Origin of the sequence: Martelella mediterranea, assembly GCF_021021415.1 — a bacterium.
GTDB lineage: Bacteria > Pseudomonadota > Alphaproteobacteria > Rhizobiales > Rhizobiaceae > Martelella > Martelella mediterranea_C.
In genome coordinates, this window is the sequence record NZ_JAINWJ010000005.1 from 132,563 (window position 1) to 152,059 (window position 19,497).

Annotated in this window: 21 protein-coding genes; 11 read left to right on the forward strand and 10 right to left on the reverse strand. The window is 62.8% G+C overall.

Going from position 1 to position 19,497, the window contains the following annotated elements:
• Positions 1 to 53: 53 nt before the first annotated feature.
• The 3 genes from K7H91_RS03810 to K7H91_RS03820 all read right to left on the reverse strand — a co-directional run bounded on the left by K7H91_RS03810 (position 54) and on the right by K7H91_RS03820 (position 2,095).
• Positions 54 to 263, reverse strand: coding sequence for a DUF3126 family protein (locus K7H91_RS03810; protein ID WP_018066339.1), 210 nt, complete (start codon positions 261 to 263; stop codon positions 54 to 56).
• A gap of 99 nt (positions 264 to 362) precedes the next feature.
• A complete protein-coding gene (gene cysE / locus K7H91_RS03815) occupies positions 363 to 1,190 on the reverse strand; it encodes a serine O-acetyltransferase (RefSeq protein ID WP_230718887.1) in 828 nt (275 codons plus the stop codon).
• A gap of 119 nt (positions 1,191 to 1,309) precedes the next feature.
• Positions 1,310 to 2,095, reverse strand: a complete 786-nt coding sequence (locus K7H91_RS03820) for an alpha/beta fold hydrolase (RefSeq protein ID WP_230718888.1) — start codon at positions 2,093 to 2,095, stop codon at positions 1,310 to 1,312.
• Between the two features lie 130 nt (positions 2,096 to 2,225).
• Here K7H91_RS03820 and K7H91_RS03825 point away from each other — a divergent pair, with 130 nt between their 5' ends.
• The 3 genes from K7H91_RS03825 to K7H91_RS03835 all read left to right on the forward strand — a co-directional run bounded on the left by K7H91_RS03825 (position 2,226) and on the right by K7H91_RS03835 (position 4,483).
• Entirely contained in the window at positions 2,226 to 2,471 is a 246-nt protein-coding gene (locus tag K7H91_RS03825) for a zinc-finger domain-containing protein (protein WP_230718889.1), read from the forward strand.
• A 43-nt stretch (positions 2,472 to 2,514) separates the two neighbouring features.
• On the forward strand, positions 2,515 to 3,684 hold the full coding sequence (locus K7H91_RS03830) for an FAD-dependent monooxygenase (RefSeq protein WP_230718890.1): 1,170 nt from the start codon (positions 2,515 to 2,517) through the stop codon (positions 3,682 to 3,684).
• Positions 3,685 to 3,808: 124 nt separating this feature from the next.
• Positions 3,809 to 4,483: an SH3 domain-containing protein gene (locus K7H91_RS03835; RefSeq protein ID WP_230718891.1), complete on the forward strand. Its 675-nt coding sequence runs from the start codon at positions 3,809 to 3,811 to the stop codon at positions 4,481 to 4,483.
• Between the two features lie 64 nt (positions 4,484 to 4,547).
• Here the strand turns inward: K7H91_RS03835 and K7H91_RS03840 are convergent, their stop codons facing one another.
• Complete coding sequence (locus tag K7H91_RS03840; RefSeq protein ID WP_230718892.1) at positions 4,548 to 5,735, reverse strand: cystathionine beta-lyase; 1,188 nt, start codon at positions 5,733 to 5,735, stop codon at positions 4,548 to 4,550.
• A 363-nt stretch (positions 5,736 to 6,098) separates the two neighbouring features.
• On the opposite strand from K7H91_RS03840, the gene K7H91_RS03845 reads away from it, so the two are divergent.
• The 4 genes from K7H91_RS03845 to K7H91_RS03860 all read left to right on the forward strand — a co-directional run bounded on the left by K7H91_RS03845 (position 6,099) and on the right by K7H91_RS03860 (position 10,394).
• A complete protein-coding gene (locus K7H91_RS03845; RefSeq protein WP_230718893.1) occupies positions 6,099 to 7,127 on the forward strand; it encodes an amino acid ABC transporter substrate-binding protein in 1,029 nt (342 codons plus the stop codon).
• A gap of 116 nt (positions 7,128 to 7,243) precedes the next feature.
• A complete protein-coding gene (locus K7H91_RS03850) occupies positions 7,244 to 8,437 on the forward strand; it encodes an amino acid ABC transporter permease (RefSeq protein WP_230718894.1) in 1,194 nt (397 codons plus the stop codon).
• 1 nt (position 8,438) lies between these two features.
• Entirely contained in the window at positions 8,439 to 9,593 is a 1,155-nt protein-coding gene (locus tag K7H91_RS03855; RefSeq protein WP_230718895.1) for an amino acid ABC transporter permease, read from the forward strand.
• A gap of 18 nt (positions 9,594 to 9,611) precedes the next feature.
• On the forward strand, positions 9,612 to 10,394 hold the full coding sequence (locus tag K7H91_RS03860; protein ID WP_330165985.1) for an amino acid ABC transporter ATP-binding protein: 783 nt from the start codon (positions 9,612 to 9,614) through the stop codon (positions 10,392 to 10,394).
• Positions 10,395 to 10,476: 82 nt separating this feature from the next.
• Here the strand turns inward: K7H91_RS03860 and K7H91_RS03865 are convergent, their stop codons facing one another.
• Positions 10,477 to 10,635, reverse strand: a complete 159-nt coding sequence (locus K7H91_RS03865; protein ID WP_018066329.1) for a hypothetical protein — start codon at positions 10,633 to 10,635, stop codon at positions 10,477 to 10,479.
• 194 nt (positions 10,636 to 10,829) lie between these two features.
• Between K7H91_RS03865 and K7H91_RS03870 the strand changes: the two genes are divergently transcribed.
• The 3 genes from K7H91_RS03870 (at position 10,830) to K7H91_RS03880 (ending at position 13,089) form a co-directional block, all read left to right on the forward strand.
• On the forward strand, positions 10,830 to 12,131 hold the full coding sequence (locus tag K7H91_RS03870; protein WP_230718896.1) for an MFS transporter: 1,302 nt from the start codon (positions 10,830 to 10,832) through the stop codon (positions 12,129 to 12,131).
• A complete protein-coding gene (locus K7H91_RS03875) occupies positions 12,115 to 12,303 on the forward strand; it encodes a DUF1192 domain-containing protein (protein WP_230718897.1) in 189 nt (62 codons plus the stop codon). The genes K7H91_RS03870 and K7H91_RS03875 overlap by 17 nt, the downstream gene beginning before the upstream one ends.
• A gap of 273 nt (positions 12,304 to 12,576) precedes the next feature.
• On the forward strand, positions 12,577 to 13,089 hold the full coding sequence (locus K7H91_RS03880; RefSeq protein WP_230718898.1) for a DUF1465 family protein: 513 nt from the start codon (positions 12,577 to 12,579) through the stop codon (positions 13,087 to 13,089).
• A gap of 106 nt (positions 13,090 to 13,195) precedes the next feature.
• Here K7H91_RS03880 and rpmE read toward each other — a convergent pair whose 3' ends face one another.
• Positions 13,196 to 13,417 (reverse strand): 50S ribosomal protein L31, encoded by a 222-nt coding sequence (gene rpmE, locus K7H91_RS03885; protein ID WP_018066325.1) that lies wholly within the window; start codon positions 13,415 to 13,417, stop codon positions 13,196 to 13,198.
• A 194-nt stretch (positions 13,418 to 13,611) separates the two neighbouring features.
• On the opposite strand from rpmE, the gene K7H91_RS03890 reads away from it, so the two are divergent.
• Entirely contained in the window at positions 13,612 to 15,408 is a 1,797-nt protein-coding gene (locus tag K7H91_RS03890; RefSeq protein WP_230718899.1) for an ABC transporter transmembrane domain-containing protein, read from the forward strand.
• On the opposite strand, the gene K7H91_RS03895 is transcribed toward K7H91_RS03890, so the two are convergent.
• From K7H91_RS03895 to K7H91_RS03910, 4 genes are all read right to left on the reverse strand, one after another.
• Positions 15,409 to 16,284 carry a DMT family transporter gene (locus tag K7H91_RS03895; RefSeq protein WP_230718900.1) on the reverse strand — a complete coding sequence of 292 codons (876 nt, stop codon included), beginning with the start codon at positions 16,282 to 16,284 and terminating at the stop codon, positions 15,409 to 15,411.
• 163 nt (positions 16,285 to 16,447) lie between these two features.
• Entirely contained in the window at positions 16,448 to 17,479 is a 1,032-nt protein-coding gene (locus K7H91_RS03900; protein ID WP_230718901.1) for a peptidoglycan -binding protein, read from the reverse strand.
• 2 nt (positions 17,480 to 17,481) lie between these two features.
• The gene (locus K7H91_RS03905; RefSeq protein ID WP_419197442.1) at positions 17,482 to 18,516 is read right to left on the reverse strand and encodes a flagellar motor protein MotA; all 1,035 of its coding nucleotides are present in this window, start codon (positions 18,514 to 18,516) and stop codon (positions 17,482 to 17,484) included.
• 164 nt (positions 18,517 to 18,680) lie between these two features.
• A complete protein-coding gene (locus K7H91_RS03910; protein ID WP_230718903.1) occupies positions 18,681 to 19,478 on the reverse strand; it encodes an inositol monophosphatase family protein in 798 nt (265 codons plus the stop codon).
• Between the last annotated feature and the right edge of the window lie 19 nt (positions 19,479 to 19,497).

Consider the following 19,497-nt stretch of genomic DNA (forward strand, 5'->3'; position numbering starts at 1 on the left):
ACGGGCCGGCTTTTTTTTTGCGGCCGACAGTCTGGCCACAGGCTTAAGCGCGCTCAGCCTTCGAGGTCGACGTCGAGGATCGCCATCGAGAAATTGTAGGAGCGGTCGCCGTCCTCGTCGTCGAGATAGATGACGCCGATGAATTCCTCGCCATTGTAGACCTCGCAGGAATCATCCTTGCGCGGCCGCGCCCGGACCGCAAAGCTCGGGCCGAAGAGACGTTTGAAATAGGCGTCGAGTTTTTTGATTTCGTCTTGTTTCAAGGGATTTTCTCCGTCTGGCCTTTGCAATGTCCGCGGCTTTTGCCATGCGCGCCGGCGAAACGCAAACGCGCGGCCGCACGGATTTGTTCTCGCCCGCGCCTATTCCTCGGAAATGATCAACTGGTCCATCGAGCGCGCGGGATCGGAGCAGCCGGCCGTGCCGATGACCTTGGCGGGAACGCCCGCGACCGTGGAATTGGCCGGCACCGGCTTCAGCACCACGGATCCGGCAGCGATGCGCGAGCACTTGCCGACCGAAATATTGCCCAGCACCTTCGCCCCCGCGCCGATCAGAACGCTGTCGCCGATCTTGGGGTGGCGGTCGCCGGTCTCCTTGCCGGTGCCCCCGAGGGTGACGCCCTGCAGGATCGAGACATCGTCGCCGATCGTCGCCGTCATGCCGACCACGAGGCCGGTGGCGTGATCGAGGAAGATGCCCTTGCCCATCTTCGCGGCCGGATTGATATCGGTCTGGAACACGCTGGAGGACCGGCTCTGCAGATAGAGCGCCAGATCCCGCCGGCCGCGATTCCACAGCCAGTGCGCCAGACGATGGGTCTGGATCGCGTGGAAGCCCTTGAAATAGAGCACCGGCTCCATGAACCGCGTGCAGGCCGGATCGCGATCATAGACCGCCTGGATATCGACGCGCAGGATATCGCCCCATTCCGGCCAGTCGCGGCGCATTTCCTCGAAGGTCTGGCGCAGAAGGATCGCCTGGACATCCGGGTGGTCGAGCCGCTCGCAGATGCGGTAGACGACGCAATCCTCCAGCGAATCATGATTCAGAATGGTCGAATAGAGAAACGCTGCGAGGATCGGGTCCTTTTCCAGCGCGTATTCGGCTTCCGCCCTGAGGCTCGCCCAGATCGGATCGACGGCCTTCAGATTGGTTTCCTGGCTGTTCTTTTCGGGCTGCGCGGCCATGACGGCCTCCTTTTCTTCCGGTTCTCCGGGCGTCGCACCTGCCGTCGCCGACAGCACGATGAAGGACGCAATTTGCGGGAATATAGATCAGCCGGCCGCAATTACCAATGCGGCGGTCTTCAGTTTTTCGTGTCAGCGACGTCGTCGAGGAAATCCAGAACCGCCTGCTTGAACACCTTGTCGCCGACGGCGAGCATATGGTCGCGGTTCGGAATGTCGAGCGCTCGCGCATTCTGCATCAGCCCGGCAAGGGTCTGGGCGGAACCGGCGAGATCATCGCGGGTGCCGACTCCGATCAGCGTGGGCGCGGCAATGCGGCCGACATCCTCGCGGCTCACGAGCTCGCGCGAGGTCTCGATGCAGGCGGCAAGCGCGATCCGGTCGCTTCTGGTCTGGTCGGCGAAGGCACGGAACATACGGCCGCGCTCATGGGTGACGTCATCCAGCGAAGGCGCGCGCAGCGCTTCGGCGATCGGATCCCAGTCCCCCGCCCCGTCGCAAAGCGCGATGCCGAGACCGCCGAAGATCAGGCTGCGGACCTTTGCCGGATGGGCGAGCGCCAGATTGGCGGCGATGCGCGCGCCCATGGAATAGCCCATCACATGAGCGCTTTCGATGCCGAGGTGATTGAGCAGGGCTGCGGCATCTCCGGCCATCAGCCTCGGATAATAGCGTTCGGGATCGTGCGGCTTGTCGCTCTTGCCATGGCCGCGATTGTCGAGCGCGATCACCCGGTAGCCCGCCTCGCCCAGCGTCTTCAGCCAGCCCGGATGCACCCAGTTGACGGACGCCGTCGAGGCGAAGCCGTGGATCAGCAGGACAGGCTCGCCGTTGCCGACATCGAAATAGGAAAGATCGAGGCCGTCATGGCTGAAACTGTCGAAATCCGGGAGATTGAAATTCATGGCTGCACCGCGGCTGATCATTGTCAAAACACGCCCGCGAAAAGCCGCCTCAGCGACAAATCGGGTACTACACATTTGCGGCAAAGAGTTATAGTGTCCGCGCCGAAAGCTCAAGGAACCGGAGACAATTATGGCTGGTCACGCGATCGCGCATTTCAAGAACGACGAGGGACATCGCTCCATCGAGGTCGGGGTGAAGGAATTCATGTGCGTCGGCGCGTCCGCGCCCTTCGACCATCCGCATATCTTCATCGATATGGGCGATGACGACGAAGCCGTCTGTTCCTATTGCTCGACGCATTACCGCTACAACCCCGCCCTTCACGCAGATGAGACCAAACCGGCCGGCTGCGCCTATCGGGTCGACGCGGCCTGACCGCGCGCCCGCCGGACGAGGCTTTCGGCGGTCAAGGGATGCCATGACAGTTCAACATGTCGCCATCATCGGAGCGGGCGTTGCCGGGCTGAACGTGGCGCTGGCGCTCGCCCGACGCGGCATTTCCAGCGATATCTTCGAACAGGCGGAAGCGCTGAACGAGGTCGGCGCCGGCCTGCAGATTTCGCCCAATGCCGCGCGCTGCCTTGAACGGGTCGGCGTGCTTTCCCGGCTGGAAAGCCAGTGGCGCGAACCGCGCGAGATCACGCTTGCCTCAGGCGTCAGCCTACGCCGGATCACCGGCCTGCCGATGAGCGAGGCCCGCGCGCGCTGGAACGGGCCCTATGGCGTGCTGCACCGGGCCACATTGCAGACGGCGCTGGCACAGGCAGTCGCCGAAGAACCGCTCGCCAACCTGAAGCTTGGCGCGCGCGCGACATCGCGCGATATCGCGGCGCGTGTCGCCGATGGCGGCCGCAAGCCCGATGCCATCATCTGCGCCGATGGGGTCTGGTCCGCCAGCCGCGGCCGGATAGAGGGAAGCGCGACAGCGCGGTTTTCGGGCAATATCGCCTGGCGTTTCGTGGTCTCGTCGGAAGACACGCCGGCCTTCCTGAACCGCGAGCACATCACCGCCTTCATGGGGCCGAGCGCCCATCTGGTCGCCTATCCGCTGCGCGATGTCAGCGGCTTCAACCTCGTGGCGATCGCCGCCGGCGCCAACCCGGGCGAGACCTGGGACGGCAATGCCGATCATAGCTGGCAGGTGGCCCGCGAAAAGCATTTCGGCGGCTGGAACGGCGCGTTCAAGCGGCTTTTCTCGAAGGTCTCACCAGCGGCCTGGCCGCTTTACGAGGTTGGCGACGGCCGCTGGCACAATGGCGCGGATACCATCATGATCGGCGATGCGCTGCATGCGATGATGCCGTTTTCGGCGCAGGGCGCGGCCATGGCGATCGAGGACGGCTTCGAACTCGCCGCCTTTCTGGCCGAAATGCCCGCGCCGACGGCCTTTGCGGCGTTCGAGGCCCATCGTCGCCCCCGGCTGGAGCGCCTGAAGAAGCGCACCGGCCTGAACAGGTTCGCCTATCATGCGCGCGGCCCCTTCCGGCTCGGCCGCGACGCCGTGCTGACCATGCGCTCGCCCGATTCCCTTGTCCGGGAGCTGGATTGGCTTTATGGCTATGAGGCCTACGGTCTTCATCAGGTCTGACGCCGGTTGCGCAAGTTCCGGGATGGCCGGTTGCCCCGGCCCCGTTCATCTGGCCTTCAGCTTCCGCGCCTCATAGTTCGTTTTGTGTTAGCATCGGCTTCAACACTTTTTTCGGGGAGAAACCATGAGAGCAAGCGCCGTTTTTAAATCCGCCGGCATCGCGCTGGCGGCAGCGCTGATGTCGGTTCAGGCGCATGCGGCGACCGCCGCCTACGCCACCTCCAACGTCAATCTTCGCGCCGGTCCCTCGACGTCCTATCCCAAGGTCACCGTCGTTCCGGCGGGCGCCAGCCTCGTCAACAATGGCTGCCTTGCCGATTACAGCTGGTGCGACGTGTCCTACGCCAATTATCGCGGCTGGCTGGCTGCCCGCTACATCCAGATCGTCTACCAGAACCAGCGCCAGACGCTGTCGCCGGCGATCGCCTTTAGCGCCGGCGTCGCCATCACTGCGTTTTCCCAGTCCTACTGGAACAACTATTATCGCGGTTATCCCTGGTACAATACCTGGGGTCGCTACCCGCCCTATTATCCGCCGCGCCCCTATTATCCGCCGCCGGGCTGGCGCGCCCCGCCCGGCTGGGGTGGTCCGCCGCCCGGCTGGCGCGCGCCGCCCGGATATCGCCCGCCATGGGGCGGACCGCGCCCGGTTTATCGCCAGCCGCCGCCACCGCATTATCCGCCGGTCGGCCGTCCTGGCTATCGACCGCCGCCGCCCTATTATCATGGCGGCCCCCCGCCCGGATATCATCGTCCACCGATGGAGTTCCACGGTGGTCATCGCGGGGGACGATGGTAAAAAACAAGCCGGCGATCGCATCCGATCGCCGGCTTCTTGATGTCATGGGAACAGGTCGACGCCTCTACGCCGCTCGCGCCGCCGCCAGTCCCTTTTCGAGATCGGCCATCAGGTCCTGGACATCCTCAAGGCCGATCTGGAGGCGGATCAATGGGCCGTCCGCGGGCGCCTTGCTGATCGAGCGGTTGGAAAGGTTCACCGGAACCGCGAGCGATTCATAGCCGCCCCAGGAATAGCCGATGCCGAACAGGCCCAGCGCGTCGAGGAAGGCGTGCTGGCGGCGGCGGAAGGCCCCTTCTTCCGCGGCAAGCACGATCGAGAAAAGGCCGGTCGCACCCTTGAAGTCGCGCTTCCACAGATCGTGACCCGGAAATGACGGCAGGCCGGGATGAAGCACCCGCGACACGCCCGGCTGGCCCTCCAGCCAGGCCGCGATCTCAAGCGCGCTTTTCTGATGATGCGCCAGACGCACGCCCATCGTCCTCAGCCCGCGCAGGATCTGGTAGGCATCGTCCGGGGCCGCGCACATGCCGGTCCAGGTATAGTGCCGGAGAAGCTGAGGGAAGCAGCGTTCATTGGCAGAGGCCGTGCCCATCAGGATATCGGAATGGCCGGAGGGGTATTTCGTCGCCGCGTTGAGCGACAGGTCGACGCCGAAATCGAGCGGCTTGAAATAGAGCGGCGTCGCCCAGGTATTGTCCATCGACACGATCGCATCATGGGCGTGGGCGATGTCGGAGAGGAGCCGGATATCCTGGATTTCGAACGTGTTCGAGCCGGGGGATTCGGTATGCAGCAGCTTCGTGTTCGGCCTGAACCTGCCCTCGATATCCGCCCCGAGCGCCGGGTCGTAATATTCGACTTCCACCCCGAGCCCCGTCAGCACGTTGTCGGCGAAACGACGGGCCGGATCATACACCGAATCGACGATCAGGATGTGATCCCCAGGCTTGAGGAAGGCGAGCCAGGGCATGGTGATCGAAGCAAGCCCTGAAGGGTAGAGCAGCGTGCCGGCAGCGTTTTCCAGCATGGTGAAGGCCGCGTTGGCCGCATCCGTGGTCGGCGTGCCATGGGTGCCATAGGTGTATTTCTGGCTCCCTTCCACCGTCGTTTTAGCATCGGGAAACAGCACGGTTGAGGCATGCACTACCGGCGGATTGACGAAGCCGTGAAAGGCGTGCGGGTCGTTCCCGCAATGGGCGAGCTTGCTATTGTCCCCCAGCTTAGAGGCGGCATCTGGTATTCTGGCCATGGCATCCAATCGCACGGTTGTGAAAAACGCACCGGTGTTTTGGAGTTTTGCGGAAGGCCGGTCAAGGCTGAACGATTTCGCGGTAGTTGATCGATAGTCAATAAAACAAACAAGACAACGGGCTGCCCTGTTTCCCAGCAACGTCACGCACAGTTTTTGGCTCCCTGCTCATTTATTAGACTAAAGTGTACCTTTTCCATGAAAACAGACCATTTTTGACAGCCGAGTATTGACCATACGGAAAATAACGACTGTGATAAGTCCGCTCGCCCCGAGGGGTAGCGGGCAGTTGTCGTTACCGGCCTGAGCTGAACTGGTCGCGGCGGCAACTCGAGATTTCAACGATAAACAAAGGTTGGGAAAATGAGAAAGACGATTCTGTCAGCCGCGATCGGCGCAGTAGTCTTGGGGCTTGGCGCCCAGGGCGCTGCGGCCGCGACACTTGACGACGTGAAGTCCAAAGGAACGTTGACCTGCGGCGTCAGCACGGGCCTGCAAGGCTTTTCCGCGCCCGACAATGAGGGGAACTGGTCCGGTCTGGACGTCGAATATTGCCGCGCTATCGCCGCCGCGATCTTCGGCGACCCCGACAAGGTGAATTTCGTTGCCCTGACGGCAACCGACCGTTTCCCGGCGCTGCAGTCGGGCGAAGTCGACGTGCTGAGCCGCAACACCACCTGGACGCTGTCGCGCGATACCTCGCTCGGCCTCGATTTCCGCACCGTCAACTACTATGACGGCCAGGGCTTCATGGTGCCGAAGGACCTCGGCGTTTCCTCGGCCAAGGAACTCTCCGGCGCTGCCGTCTGCGTGCAGTCCGGCACCACCACCGAGCTCAACCTCGCCGACTACTTCTCGTCCAACGGCATGGATTACAACCCGGTCGTTTACGAACAGCTCGAAGACGTCAACAACGCCTTCAACCAGGGCCGTTGCGACGTCTACACCACCGACCAGTCGGGCCTTTATGCGATCCGTCTGACGCTCACCGATCCGGACAACTACGTGATCCTGCCGGAAATCATCTCCAAGGAGCCGCTCGGCCCGGCATGGCGCCAGGGCGACGACCAGTGGGGCGACGTCGTATCGTGGGTTCACTACGCGATGCTGAACGCCGAGGAATTCGGCATCACCTCCGAAAACGTCGACGAGATCGCCGAGTCCTCCGACAATCCGGGGATCAAGCGCCTGCTCGGTACCGAAACCGACAGCAAGCTCGGCGCCGATCTCGGCCTCGACGAGAAGTGGGCTTATAACGTCATCAAGCTCGTCGGCAATTACGGCGAAGTCTTCGACAAGACCGTCGGCACGGGCAGCCCGCTGAAGATCGACCGCGGCCTCAACGCGCTGTGGACCGATGGCGGCCTGCAGTACGGCCCGCCGATCCGCTAAGCTGCGGTTATAAACCTATACAATCAGGCGCATGGCGGTCATCCGCCATGCGCCGTATAAAATAAGAACCCTTCCGGGCAAAATAACATAAACCTTTCGGGCAAACCGGGGAACACATGGCTGACACGACAAGCAACGCTCCCTTGGGGGAGTCGCGGGCTGCCGCACTTCTATACAATCCCGCCGTCAGAGGTTTCGTCTACCAGTTGGTGACGGTCATTCTGGTCGTAGGATTTGTCTGGTGGGTCACGGACAACACCATCACCAACCTTCAAAACGCCGGCATCGCGTCGGGCTTCGGCTTTCTCGACAGCCGCGCCGGTTTCGATATCGCGCAGACGCCGGTCGCCTACAATAACGACATGACCTATGGCCGGGCGCTCGTCATCGGCATCATCAACACGGTCATCGTCTCGGTCGCTGGCATCATCACCGCGACAATCGTCGGCTTTATCGTGGGGATCGGGCGGCTTTCCTCGAACTGGCTGATCGCCAGGCTCAGCGAGATCTATGTCGAGATATTCCGCAATATTCCGCCGCTGCTCGTCATCTTCTTCTTCTATACCGGCGTCCTGTCGCTGTTGCCTTCGGCGCGCGACTCGATCGCCATGCCCCTGGACATCTACCTCAACAATCGCGGTCTGGCTTTTCCCACCCCGATCTTCGGGCCCGGTTCCTGGCTTATGGCCGCCGCGCTGGTTGTGGCAATCGCCGCTGTCATCGGCATTGCCGTCTGGGCCAAGCGCCGCCAGATGGCAACCGGCCAGCAGTTTCCGGTTGTCAGAACCGCAATCGCCATCCTGATCCTGCTTCCGCTCGGCGCCTATTTCGCCGCCGGAATGCCCATCACCTTCGACATCCCGGTCAAAGGCCGTTTCAACCTCGCCGGCGGCGCCGTCATCGGCCCGGAGTTCATGTCGCTCTATCTTGCGCTGTCGCTCTATACCGCGGCTTTCATGGCGGAGACGATCCGCGGCGGCATCCTGGGCGTTGCCAAGGGACAGACCGAGGCCGCTTCGGCGCTCGGTCTGCACCCGCGCAAGGTCACCCGGCTCATCGTCGTGCCCCAGGCGATGCGGATCATCATTCCGCCGCTGACATCCGAATATCTGAGCCTTACCAAGAACTCCTCGCTCGCCGTCGCGATCGGCTACGCCGATATCGTCGCCGTCGGCAAGACGGTCCTCAACCAGACCGGCCAGGCTGTCGAGGTCGTGACAATCTGGATGATCATCTATCTCACCCTGTCGATCCTGACATCGATCTTCATGAACTGGTTCAATGCCAAGATGGCTCTGGTGGAGAGATAAGATGGCGCAAGATGTGGCTTATGTCCGAAAGGAAATGCAGGCGCAGCAGCCTGCGCCAAAGAAAGAAGGCACCGCAATCCAGTGGCTCAGGGCAAATCTTTTCGCCACCCCCAAGGATGCGATCCTCACCATCATCGCCATTATCTTTCTGGTCTGGGCCATCCCGCCCATCGTCGACTGGCTGCTGATCGACGCCGCCTGGACCGGGACCGATCGCGCGGCCTGCGCAACCCTGGCCCAGGGCGGCGTCAAGCCTGACGGATGGAGCGGGGCCTGCTGGGCCTTTATCGGCAACAAGATGGATCAGATCATATTCGGCCGGTATCCGGACGCCGAACTCTGGCGTCCGATCCTCGTCGGCGCGGTATTCACCATCCTGCTGATCCCGATGCTGATGCCGAAAGCGCCGTACAAGGCATGGAACGCGTTTCTGCTGTTCCTGGCATTGCCCTTCGTCTCCTTCTTCATCCTGTATGGCGGCGTTTTCGGCCTCCCCGTCGTCGACACGTCGGACTGGGGCGGTCTGATGGTGACGCTGATTCTCTCCTATTTCGCGATCGCGGTATCGCTGCCGTTCGGCATCCTGCTGGCGCTCGGGCGGCGCTCGAGACTGCCGGTGGTTCGCACGCTCTGCATCATGTTCATCGAAGTGGTGCGCGGCGTGCCGCTGATCACGATCCTGTTCATGGCGAGCGTAATGCTCCCGCTGTTCCTGCCCGAGGGCATGACGATCAACAAGTTCCTGCGCGCAATCGTCGGCGTGTCGCTGTTCATCTCCGCCTATATGGCAGAGGTGATCCGCGGCGGTCTGCAGGCGATGCCGAAAGGCCAGTTCGAGGGCGCGGCGTCGCTTGGTCTGGGCTACTGGCAGACAACGCGGCTGATCATTCTGCCGCAGGCGATCAAGTTGGTCATTCCCTCGATCGTCAACCAGTTCATCTCGATCTTCAAGGACACCTCGCTTGTCTCGATCATCGGCATGTTCGACCTGCTCGGCATCATAAAGTTCAACTTTACCGACTCCACCTGGGCCTCGCCCGTCACCCCGATCACCGGCCTGCTGTTCGCCGGGCTCGTTTTCTGGATATTCTGCTTCGGCATGTCGCGCTATTCCAACTTCATGGAACGCTACCTGGACACCGGACACAGAAGTTAGCTCTCTGAGGACACTGAAATGACGAATATAGAGACCGTAGATACATCCCATATGGTCGTCTCGGAAACCGAGGTCGCGATCGACATGATCAACGTCAACAAGTGGTATGGCGACTTCCACGTCCTGCGCGACATCAACCTGAAGGTGATGAAGGGCGAGCGCATCGTCATCGCCGGCCCGTCGGGTTCGGGCAAGTCCACCATGATCCGTTGCATCAACCGGCTGGAGGAACACCAGAAGGGCAAGATTGTCGTCGACGACATCGAATTGACCGACGACCTGAAGAAGATCGACGAGATCCGCCGCGAAGTCGGCATGGTGTTCCAGCACTTCAACCTGTTCCCGCACCTCACCATCCTCGAAAACTGCACGCTGGCGCCGATCTGGGTGCGCAAGATGCCAAAGAGGGAGGCCGAGGAAATCGCGATGCATTACCTTGAGCGGGTGAAGATCCCCGAGCAGGCGGACAAGTATCCGGGCCAGCTTTCCGGCGGTCAGCAGCAGCGCGTGGCGATTGCGCGCTCTTTGTGCATGAGCCCGAAGATCATGCTGTTCGACGAGCCGACCTCAGCGCTCGACCCGGAAATGATCAAGGAAGTGCTCGACACCATGGTGGGCCTTGCCGAGGAAGGCATGACGATGCTGTGCGTGACCCACGAAATGGGCTTCGCCCGCCAGGTCGCCAACCGCGTGATCTTCATGGACCAGGGCCAGATCGTCGAACAGAACGCACCCGCCGAGTTCTTCGACAACCCGCAACACGAACGCACCAAACTGTTCCTGAGCCAGATCCTGCATTAGGCTGGAGTGGACGTCAGATTGTGAAGGCGGACCTTGCGGCCCGCCTTTTTGTTGTGTCCTCAGCGAGGGCGACGCGTCTATCTCAGGACGGGCGGATGGCTACCACCAGCGCGGTCATTGCCAGCGCGAAGACCGCGATCTTCCAGAAATCCATGCGCTTCTTCAGACCGGGCAACCCGAGCGGTCTGATGATTTGAACCGCCATGGCGGCGATCAGCAGCAGCGATATCAGCTTGGCCATGTCTCTCCTCATCCGCCCGGCGCAACGGGCTTTCGCCCCTCATACAGCGACAGGCCGGCCGCGTCACCCGCGACAGCCATAATTCGACAGTGCAATTTGCCGCGCAGGTGATAGAATCGCGCCGGAACAAGTGCGGTTATGTTGCGTTGCAACCATACCCGCCAAAATTGATTTCAGATTACCCAGGTTCATTGATGAAACGCAATTTACTTCCCGTTTTCGCGCTGCTGCTCGGCACATTGTTTCTCTTCCTCGGCAACGGCCTGCACGGCCTGCTTCTGCCGCTGCGCGGCGCGGCGGAAGGCTACAGCGATACGGCACTTGGCCTGATCGGTACGTCCTGGGCGAGCGGCTTTGTACTCGGCTGTCTGTTCGCCCCGAAACTGATCATGCGCATTGGCCATGTGCGCGCGTTTTCGGGCTTTATCGCGATCATCTGCATGGTGGCGCTGATGACCGGCATCTATATCGATGAATATGCCTGGATCGCGCTCAGGGCCGCGACCGGCTTTGCCATGGCCGGCACCCAGATGATCATCGAAAGCTGGCTCAACGAGCGGGTCGATAATTCCAGCCGCGGCGTGGTCTTCACCTTCTATACCGGCATTACCCTGTTCGGTGTCGTCGGCGGCCAACTCGTGGTCGGCTTCGGCAACACCAACACCGCGATCCTGTTCATGGTCGCGGGCATATTCTACTGTGTCGCCATGCTGCCTACGACGATGTCGAATGCGGCCTCGCCGCGCCCCCTTCAGGCGGTCAGGATCGACATCAAGCTGTTGTACCGAAACTCGCCGGTCGCCTGCATCGGCGTGCTTCTGACCGGCATCGCGAACGGCGCCTTCGGCACGCTCATTGCCGTGTTCGCGACCCGCGCCGGCCTGCCGGATGCCGAGATCGCCCTTCTCGTCACCAGCGCGATCCTCGCCGGTGCACTGGCGCAGGTTCCATTCGGCAAGATCTCGGACATGACCGACAGGCGTTATGTGATCGCCGCGCTTGCGGGCACGGCGGCGCTCGCCGCGCTGATGGTTTTCCTGCTCAAACCCGGCGCCGAGGTGCTGATCGGCCTCGTAGTGATCTATGGCGCGACGGCAAACGTGCTTTATCCGGTCACCGCATCGCACGCCAACGACTTCGCCCGGCCGGAAGACTATGTGAAGATTTCGAGCGGTCTGTTGTTCCTGTTCGGGATCGGCACGATCATTGGGCCGACGGTCGGCGGCCCGGTCATGTCAGCCTTCGGCCCCTATGCGCTGTTCATCATCACCGCCCTCGCCCATCTCATGATCCTCGCCTACGCGCTGTTGCGCGCGCGGTTGAGGCCACCCGTGCCGATGGCCGAGCGCGAGGCCTTCATGGCGATGCCGGACGCCGCCACGCCCGTCTCCACCCGCGAAGGGGTTGCGTTCAGAACGCCGCCCCGGGAGTATGAGGAAGAAAGCGCCGAACGCGCGCCAGCGAACGAGGAGGCCGAGAATGTGGAACGAGGATGAGCCCGCGCCGAAGAAGAGCGATTATGTGATCGGTTCCGATCTCGAACAGCATTCCGTCGAGGCGCTGAAAGGCTTCGCAGACGCGCTTCGCGCCGAGATCGAACGCATCGAGGCGGCGATCGCGCGCAAGGGCAGCGACCGGCAAGCGGCGGAAAGTTTCTTCAAGAAATAGCGCCTTCCCGCCGCGTAAACGCAATATTAACCTTTAAAGGATTTTATTGGGGACATCCGCAATGCGGTATCGGAACCTCTGTCTTGATTCCGATCATCACCCTCTGACTTCAGAGCCGCCCGTTAGCGGCTCTTTTTTTGCCTTTTCCTGATTGGCAGTGGGTATTAACCTTTCATTAAGAAACGTCTTGCGGTTTTGCGCTACAGGTATATTTGTTTTCGGTAGTGTCCAAGTCCCGCTCGCAAGGGCAGGCAGCGTAGCCAGAGTAAGTTGATGACCAGTTCCGGGGCCAAACCCATAGATTTTGCCGGCAGGGCCGCAAGCTCTCCGCAATTTTACGCACTTTATGCCGAGGGCATGAAGCTCGTGGAGACGACGGCGGCTTATCTTGACGGTCCGGGCCGGGCCGCCGCGAAAATGCTGAGCCCGCTTGGCGCGGCGCTCTATTCCACGGAATCGATCCGGCTGACGACCCGGCTGATGCAGCTCGCCTCATGGCTGCTGCTGCAGCGTTCGCTCAATACCGGTGAGATGACGCTGGACCAGGTGGTGCAGGAGCGCCGCAAGCTCCGGCTCGGCGACGGTGACGATCGCATCCCCCATGGCTGGAACGAACTGCCCCCCGGCTTCCGCGACCTTGCCGCCCACACCGACCGGCTCGAAGCGCGCATCCGCAAGCTTGACGACAGCCTGCTGAAGACCGCCGCCGCCGAAGCCCCGGAAATCCCCGAAAACCAGGTGATCGCCCAGATCGACCTGCTGCAGACGGCGTTTGCACGCCGCTGATCGGCCCGCGTCCGATCTGCTCGCGGCGCATTTTCCTGCGACAAAACAGCCCAACAAAAAACCCGGCGCAAAGGCCGGGTTTTCAAAATCATTGCTCGGGCAGCAATCAGATGCCGAGACCGCCGAAGCGCTTGTTGAACTTCGAAACGCGGCCGCCGCGGTCGAGCAGCTGCTGCGAGCCGCCGGTCCATGCCGGGTGCGAGGTCGGGTCGATGTCGAGGTTCAGCACATCGCCTTCCTTGCCCCAGGTCGAGCGGGTTTCGTATTCCGTGCCGTCCGTCATGACGACTTTGATCATGTGATAGTCGGGATGAATATCAGCCTTCATAACTCTCGTTCCTGCAAGCTCGTTTAAGGTCTGGCGGCCATTGCGCCGGCCGGGCCTATTGAATAAACAAAGCCGTGAGACCTCAAAAAGGCCACGGCTGTCGACAAGGTTGCGGTCGCTATACAGGAACGTGAGGCGAATAACAAGAGCCGCCGAAAGCAATATCAAAGGCCGGCGGAAACGAGGAAAATCCATTGAGCCGAAATGAACCAACCGGGGGCGACAGGGCGCGGGCGCTGAGCCCGCTCGCCGGACTTTTTCCCTATATCCGCGCCTATCGCGGCCTTGTCGCGGGCGCGCTGACGTTCCTGTTGTCGGCCTCCCTCGTCACGCTGGCGCTTCCGATCGCGGTGCGCCGCGTCATCGACCACGGCTTTTCCGATTCCGACGCCCAGTTGATCAACAACTACTTCATCGTTCTCGGCCTTATGGCGCTGGCGCTCGGAATTTCGAGCGCGCTTCGCTATTTCTTCGTGATGATTCTTGGCGAACGCGTCGTGACCGACCTGCGCCGCGATGTGTTCAACAATGTCGTGCGGCTCTCGCCCGCCTTCTTCGACGTCAACCAGTCGGGCGAGATCGTGTCGCGGCTGACGGCCGATACGGTGCAAATCAAGTCGGCCTTCGGCGCCACCGCGTCGATCGCGCTCAGAAACCTGATCATGGGCATCGGCGCGCTGGCGATGATGGTCTACACCTCGCCCCGGCTCTCGGTGATGGTGATCGCCGCGATCCCGATCGTGGTGCTGCCGCTGATCGCCGCCGGCCGCAATGTCCGCGCGCGCTCGCGCACCGCGCAGGACGAACTCGCCGACGCCACCGCCTTTGCCGGCGAGGCGATCGGCGCGACCCGGACGCTGCAGGCGTTTACCGCCGAGGCGATGGCCGGCCGGCGCTACGGTTCGGCCGTCGAACATGCCTTCGCTGCCGCTCGCTCGACGCTGAAGGCGCGGGCCGGACTGACGGCGGTCGCCATCAGCCTAGTGTTCTGCTCGATCACCGCCATCCTCTGGTTCGGCGCCCAGTCGGTGCTGGCCGGCACGATGACGGGCGGCACGCTCGGCCAGTTCCTGCTTTACTCGGTGCTCGCCGCCGGCGCGCTCGGCCAGCTTTCGGAAGTCTGGGGCGAGCTGTCGCTAGCCGCAGGCGCCGCCGAACGCCTGAGCGAACTCCTGCACGAGAAGCGCGAGATCGCGGCCCCTGAAAATCCCCTGCCCCTGCCGGAGCCCGCCGCCGGCGCGATCCATATCGAAAACATCGCCTTCCGCTACCCCACCGGCGGCGCCAAGGCCGGCGCCCTTTCGGGCGTCTCGCTCAATGTTCAGCCGGGCGAGACCGTCGCCGTTGTCGGCCCTTCGGGTGCCGGCAAGAGCACGTTGTTCTCGCTGCTGCTGCGCTTCTACGACCCCGATTCCGGCCGCATCACGCTCGATGGGCTCGACCTGCGCGATGTCGACCCGCAAGCGCTGCGCGCACGGTTCGCGCTGGTGCCACAGGATGTCGCGATCTTCGCGGCGAGCATCCACGACAATATCGCGCTGGGGCGACCCGATGCCAGCCGGGAGGAAGTCCGCGCGGCGGCGATCGCCGCCCAGGCTGACGGCTTCATCGCCAGGCTTGAAGATGGCTACGACACCATGGCCGGCGAACGCGGCATCACCTTTTCCGGCGGCCAGCGCCAGCGCATTGCGATCGCCCGCGCCGTGCTGCGCGACGCGCCGGTGCTGCTGCTCGATGAGGCCACCTCGGCGCTCGACGCGGAAAGCGAGATCCTGGTGCAGCAGGCGCTCGGCACGCTGATGCAGGGCCGCACCACGCTGGTGATCGCCCACAGGCTCGCCACCGTGCTCTCCGCCGACCGGATCGTGGTCATGGACGAGGGCCGGATCGTCGAGGAAGGCCGGCACGAAACGCTGGTGAAGAAGAACGGCCTCTATGCCCGCCTCGCCCGGCTGCAGTTCGATGTCGAAACCGAGCGGCGCGCGGGGTAGTTACTCTACTTTTGCCGGGCCCGAAGGCATGAATGTCGCGAGGAAAATCAGCCCGATTCCCGCCCAGACAATCGGGCTCGGCCATTCGCCGAACACGACCAGGCCGATCAGCACCGCCATCGGCAGGGCGGTGTGCAGCGCCGGCGTCAATTGCACCGCATCCGCCATCGAGAACGCCCGCAGCATGCAGTAATTGCTGGCGTTGACGAGCGCGGCAGAGACGACAAACAGGCCGAAATCGGCGGCGCTCATGCCCGACCAGGAGAACCATGCCGGGATCGCGGCGATGCTGGCCATCAGCACATACATCCAGAACAGCGCCGGCACCGTCGCCTCGCTCATCGCCACCTGCTTCAGCACGACATTCTTGAGCGCGAGCGCAATCGCGGCAGCGACCGCGACAAGTCCAGCGACCTGAAAGGTCTCCGTGCCGGGACGCAGGATCAGCAGAGCGCCGCTAAGCCCGAGACCGACCGCGAACCACCGCCGCCAGTCCGCGCGCTCCTTCAACAGCACGATCGCCAGCGGAATGAAGAACAGCGTCTCGAGCTGCAACAGCGTCGCCGCGACCGTGAACGGCAGCAGCGACAGTGACGTCACGATCAGGAAGCTGACGACGACGCCGATCAGGGCGCGCAGCACCAGAAGCCGCGGCCCGATGATGCGAAAGCCCGCCGCGCCGCGCCCGAGCGCCACTGGCAGCATCATCACCGCCGCCAGGCCATATTGCATGAACATCACAACAACCGGGGCATGGCGGTCGGTGAGCGTCTTGGAAAACGTGTCGACGAGGGTGAACGAGGCGACGCCGCCGATCATCAGAAGGGTGGCGACAAGGCGCGTACTGGGCCGCCGAACGGCGCTGAACATGGACATGGCTTCTCCTGCCAAAGCAAAATGGGATGCTTCCTGGAGGAGCCCTCGTCCGCTTGACAGGAAGATCAGCGCAGGAAAAGCGCGATGGTAAGGCACAGATGCCCCGCCATCCTTGCGGAGTGGAGAAGATAGAAAAGCATGGCGCGGAAGGCAAGCCCTCCGCCTACCGCTCCGTCAGCTTGAACTCGATGCGCCGGTTCTGGGCGCGCGCTTCGGGCGAATTGCCCTCCGCGATCGGCTGATATTCGGCAAAGCCGGCAGCCACCAGCCGTTTTGCCGGAACGCCCTCGGAAATCAGGTAGCGCACCACGGCATTGGCGCGCGCCGAGGACAGTTCCCAGTTGTCGGCGAACTGGCCGCCGGGCCGGATCGGCACATCGTCGGTATGGCCGTCGACGCGCAGGACCCAGTTGATGTCCTCGGGAATCTCGGGAACGATTTCGAGCAGGGCATCGGCGAGCTTGCCGAGTTCGACGCGGCCGTCGTCATTGAGCTCATCAGAACCGGACGGGAACAGCACTTCCGACTGGAACACGAAGCGGTCGCCGACGATGCGGATATTCTCGCGATCGGAGAGGATCTGCCGCAGCCGCCCGAAGAAGTCCGAGCGATAGCGGTTCAGTTCCTGCACCTTCTGCGCCAGCGCGACATTCAACCTGCGGCCGAGATCGGCGATCCGCGCCTGCGACGCCTCATCCTTGGCCTCGGACACCTCCAGCGCCTCCTCGACGGCGGCAAGCTGGGCGCGCAGCGCCGCGATCTGCTGGTTCAGAAGCGCAATCTGGTTCTGGGCGCGCGCCGAAAGCTGGCGCTCAGCCTCAAGGTCTTCCGAGAGCGCGCCGATCTGCGCCTGGGCGCTGTCGCTTGCGCCGGCGCCGGCATCCAGCAGTGCCTGCAGGCGGCTGCGCTCGGCCTGCGCCGATGACAGCGAGGCCTGCAGCGAGGCGATCATGTCCTCGGCGTCCTGGGTATTGCCCTTTTCGAGCGCCAGAAGCTGGGTCAGTTCGGCGATCTGGCTGTTGAGCCGGTTCAGCACCTCGTCCTTGCCGGAAATCTCGCGCGTCAGGATGAACTGGCCGATCACGAACACGGTGAGCAGGAACATGATCGCCAGCAGCAGCGTGGCGAGCGCATCGACAAAGCCCGGCCAGTAATCGACGCTGCGATTGGAACGGCGGTTGCGGGCAAGCGCCATGATCAGCGATCCCCGAGCTTGTCAGTCAGGCGTTGCAGGGTGCGGCGCATTTCCTGGGATTCTTCATGCTGCGCCTCGATCCAGTCGCGCAGCATCTGCTGCTCGTTGCGCATGTTCTTGACGACGCCCTGAATGCCCTCGGCAAGCTGCGCCATCGCCGGCACCGACCCCGCGCCGGAGCCGTTTTCGGCGATCCGGCGCAACTCCTCGGCCAGAATTTCGAACTGCTCGCTGGAACCGCTGGCAACGCCTTCGAGCGCGGGCGCGAGGTCGGAGGTCACGTCGGTCACCGAGGACAACCAGTTTTCGAGTTCCATGTAGAAACGGTTCTGCGCGCGGCCGGCCTGAAGATCGAGGAAGCCGAGCACGAGCGAGCCGGACAGACCGAGCAGAGAGGACGAGAACGCCGTGCCCATGCCCGACAACGGCCCGGCAAGGCCCGACTTCAGGGCATCGAGAACATCGGAGGAATCGCCGGCATTGGGGTCGAGATTCTGGATGATGTCGCCGATCGAGCCGATCGTGTTGAGCAGGCCCCAGAAGGTGCCGAGCAGGCCGAGGAAGACGAGAAGGCCGACGAGATAGCGCGAGGTGTCGCGCTGCTCGTCCAGCCGGGTCGCGATCGAATCGAGGATCGAGCGCAGCGACGTGGTCGAAAGCGACATGGTCTGGCGGCTGCCGATCAGCGCGCGCATCGGCGCGAGCAGCTTGGGGTCGCGCCCGACGCGATCGGCGCTGCCGGCGGCCCGGAAGGAGTTCAGCCAGCCAACCTCGCGGCGCAAGGCCAGAACCTGGGAAAACACCATCAGGATGCCGATCAAGAGCACGCCGAGGATCAGCCCGTTGAGGCCGGGATTGGTCATGAAGGCGGTGTGAGCCTGGCGGTAGAGGATGGCGACGCAGAACCCGATCAGGATCAGGAAGATGACCATCGTCCAGACAAAGGACATCGGGCTCGACATCTTCTGCGCATAGCCCGGACGCGGCGGGGCGCGCCGGTCATCATGCTCGAGTTCGAAATCCGACATATTCGCCAATTCCTCCGCTCTGCGCTCGACTTCGGCACGGCCGAAAGCGGCTTTTCCTTCAGTCCCGCCGCCCCGTATTAACCGGACACAGGGTTCCGGAAGCGGCTGGCTCTGCAACCTCTATTCGAAAACGACGGCGATTTGAAGGGCGCGGCGCGCAAAACCGAGAAAGCCTATTTTTCGAGGCGGCGCTGAAGCTGGTCGTAAAGCGCGATGCGGATCATCTCGTTGCCGGCAATCACGCTGCCGGTCTCAAGGCACTGCTGGCCGCCCTTCATGTCGGACACGAAACCGCCGGCCTCGCGGATCATGATCAGGCCCGCCGCCATGTCCCACTGGTTCAGCCCCTCTTCCCAGAAACCGTCCATGCGGCCGGCCGCGACATAGGCAAGATCGAGCGATGCGGCGCCAAGACGGCGAATGCCGGCGACCTCTCCCATCACATGGCGCAGTTCGACCAGGAACTTGCCATGATGGCCAAAACCGAGATGGGGAACGCCGCAGCCGATGACCGCGTCGGAGAGTTTCCGGCGGGCCGAAACGCGGATCCGGCGGTCGTTGCAGAACGCGCCACCGCCCTTTTCGGCAACGAACAGCTCATCAAGCGCGGGATTGAAGATAACGCCGGCGACGACTTCGCCGGAGCGCTCAAGCGCGACCGAGACGGCGAACTGAGGTATGCCGTGCAGGAAATTGGTGGTGCCGTCGAGCGGATCGACGATCCAGCGGTGCTGGCCGTCCGTGCCCTTTTCCTCGCCGCCTTCCTCGCCCAGGAAACCATAGGTCGGCCGCGCCCGCATCAGTTCGGTATGCAGGATCTTTTCGGCCTTCAGGTCCGCCTGGGTCACGAAATCGGACGGGCCCTTGACCGAGACCTGCAGGTTTTGAACCTCCCCGAAATCACGCGTCAGCGAGCGCCCGGCTTTAAGGGCAGCCTGCACCATGACGTTGAGAAGAGCTGAACGGGCCATCGGGAAATTTTCCTTGGTT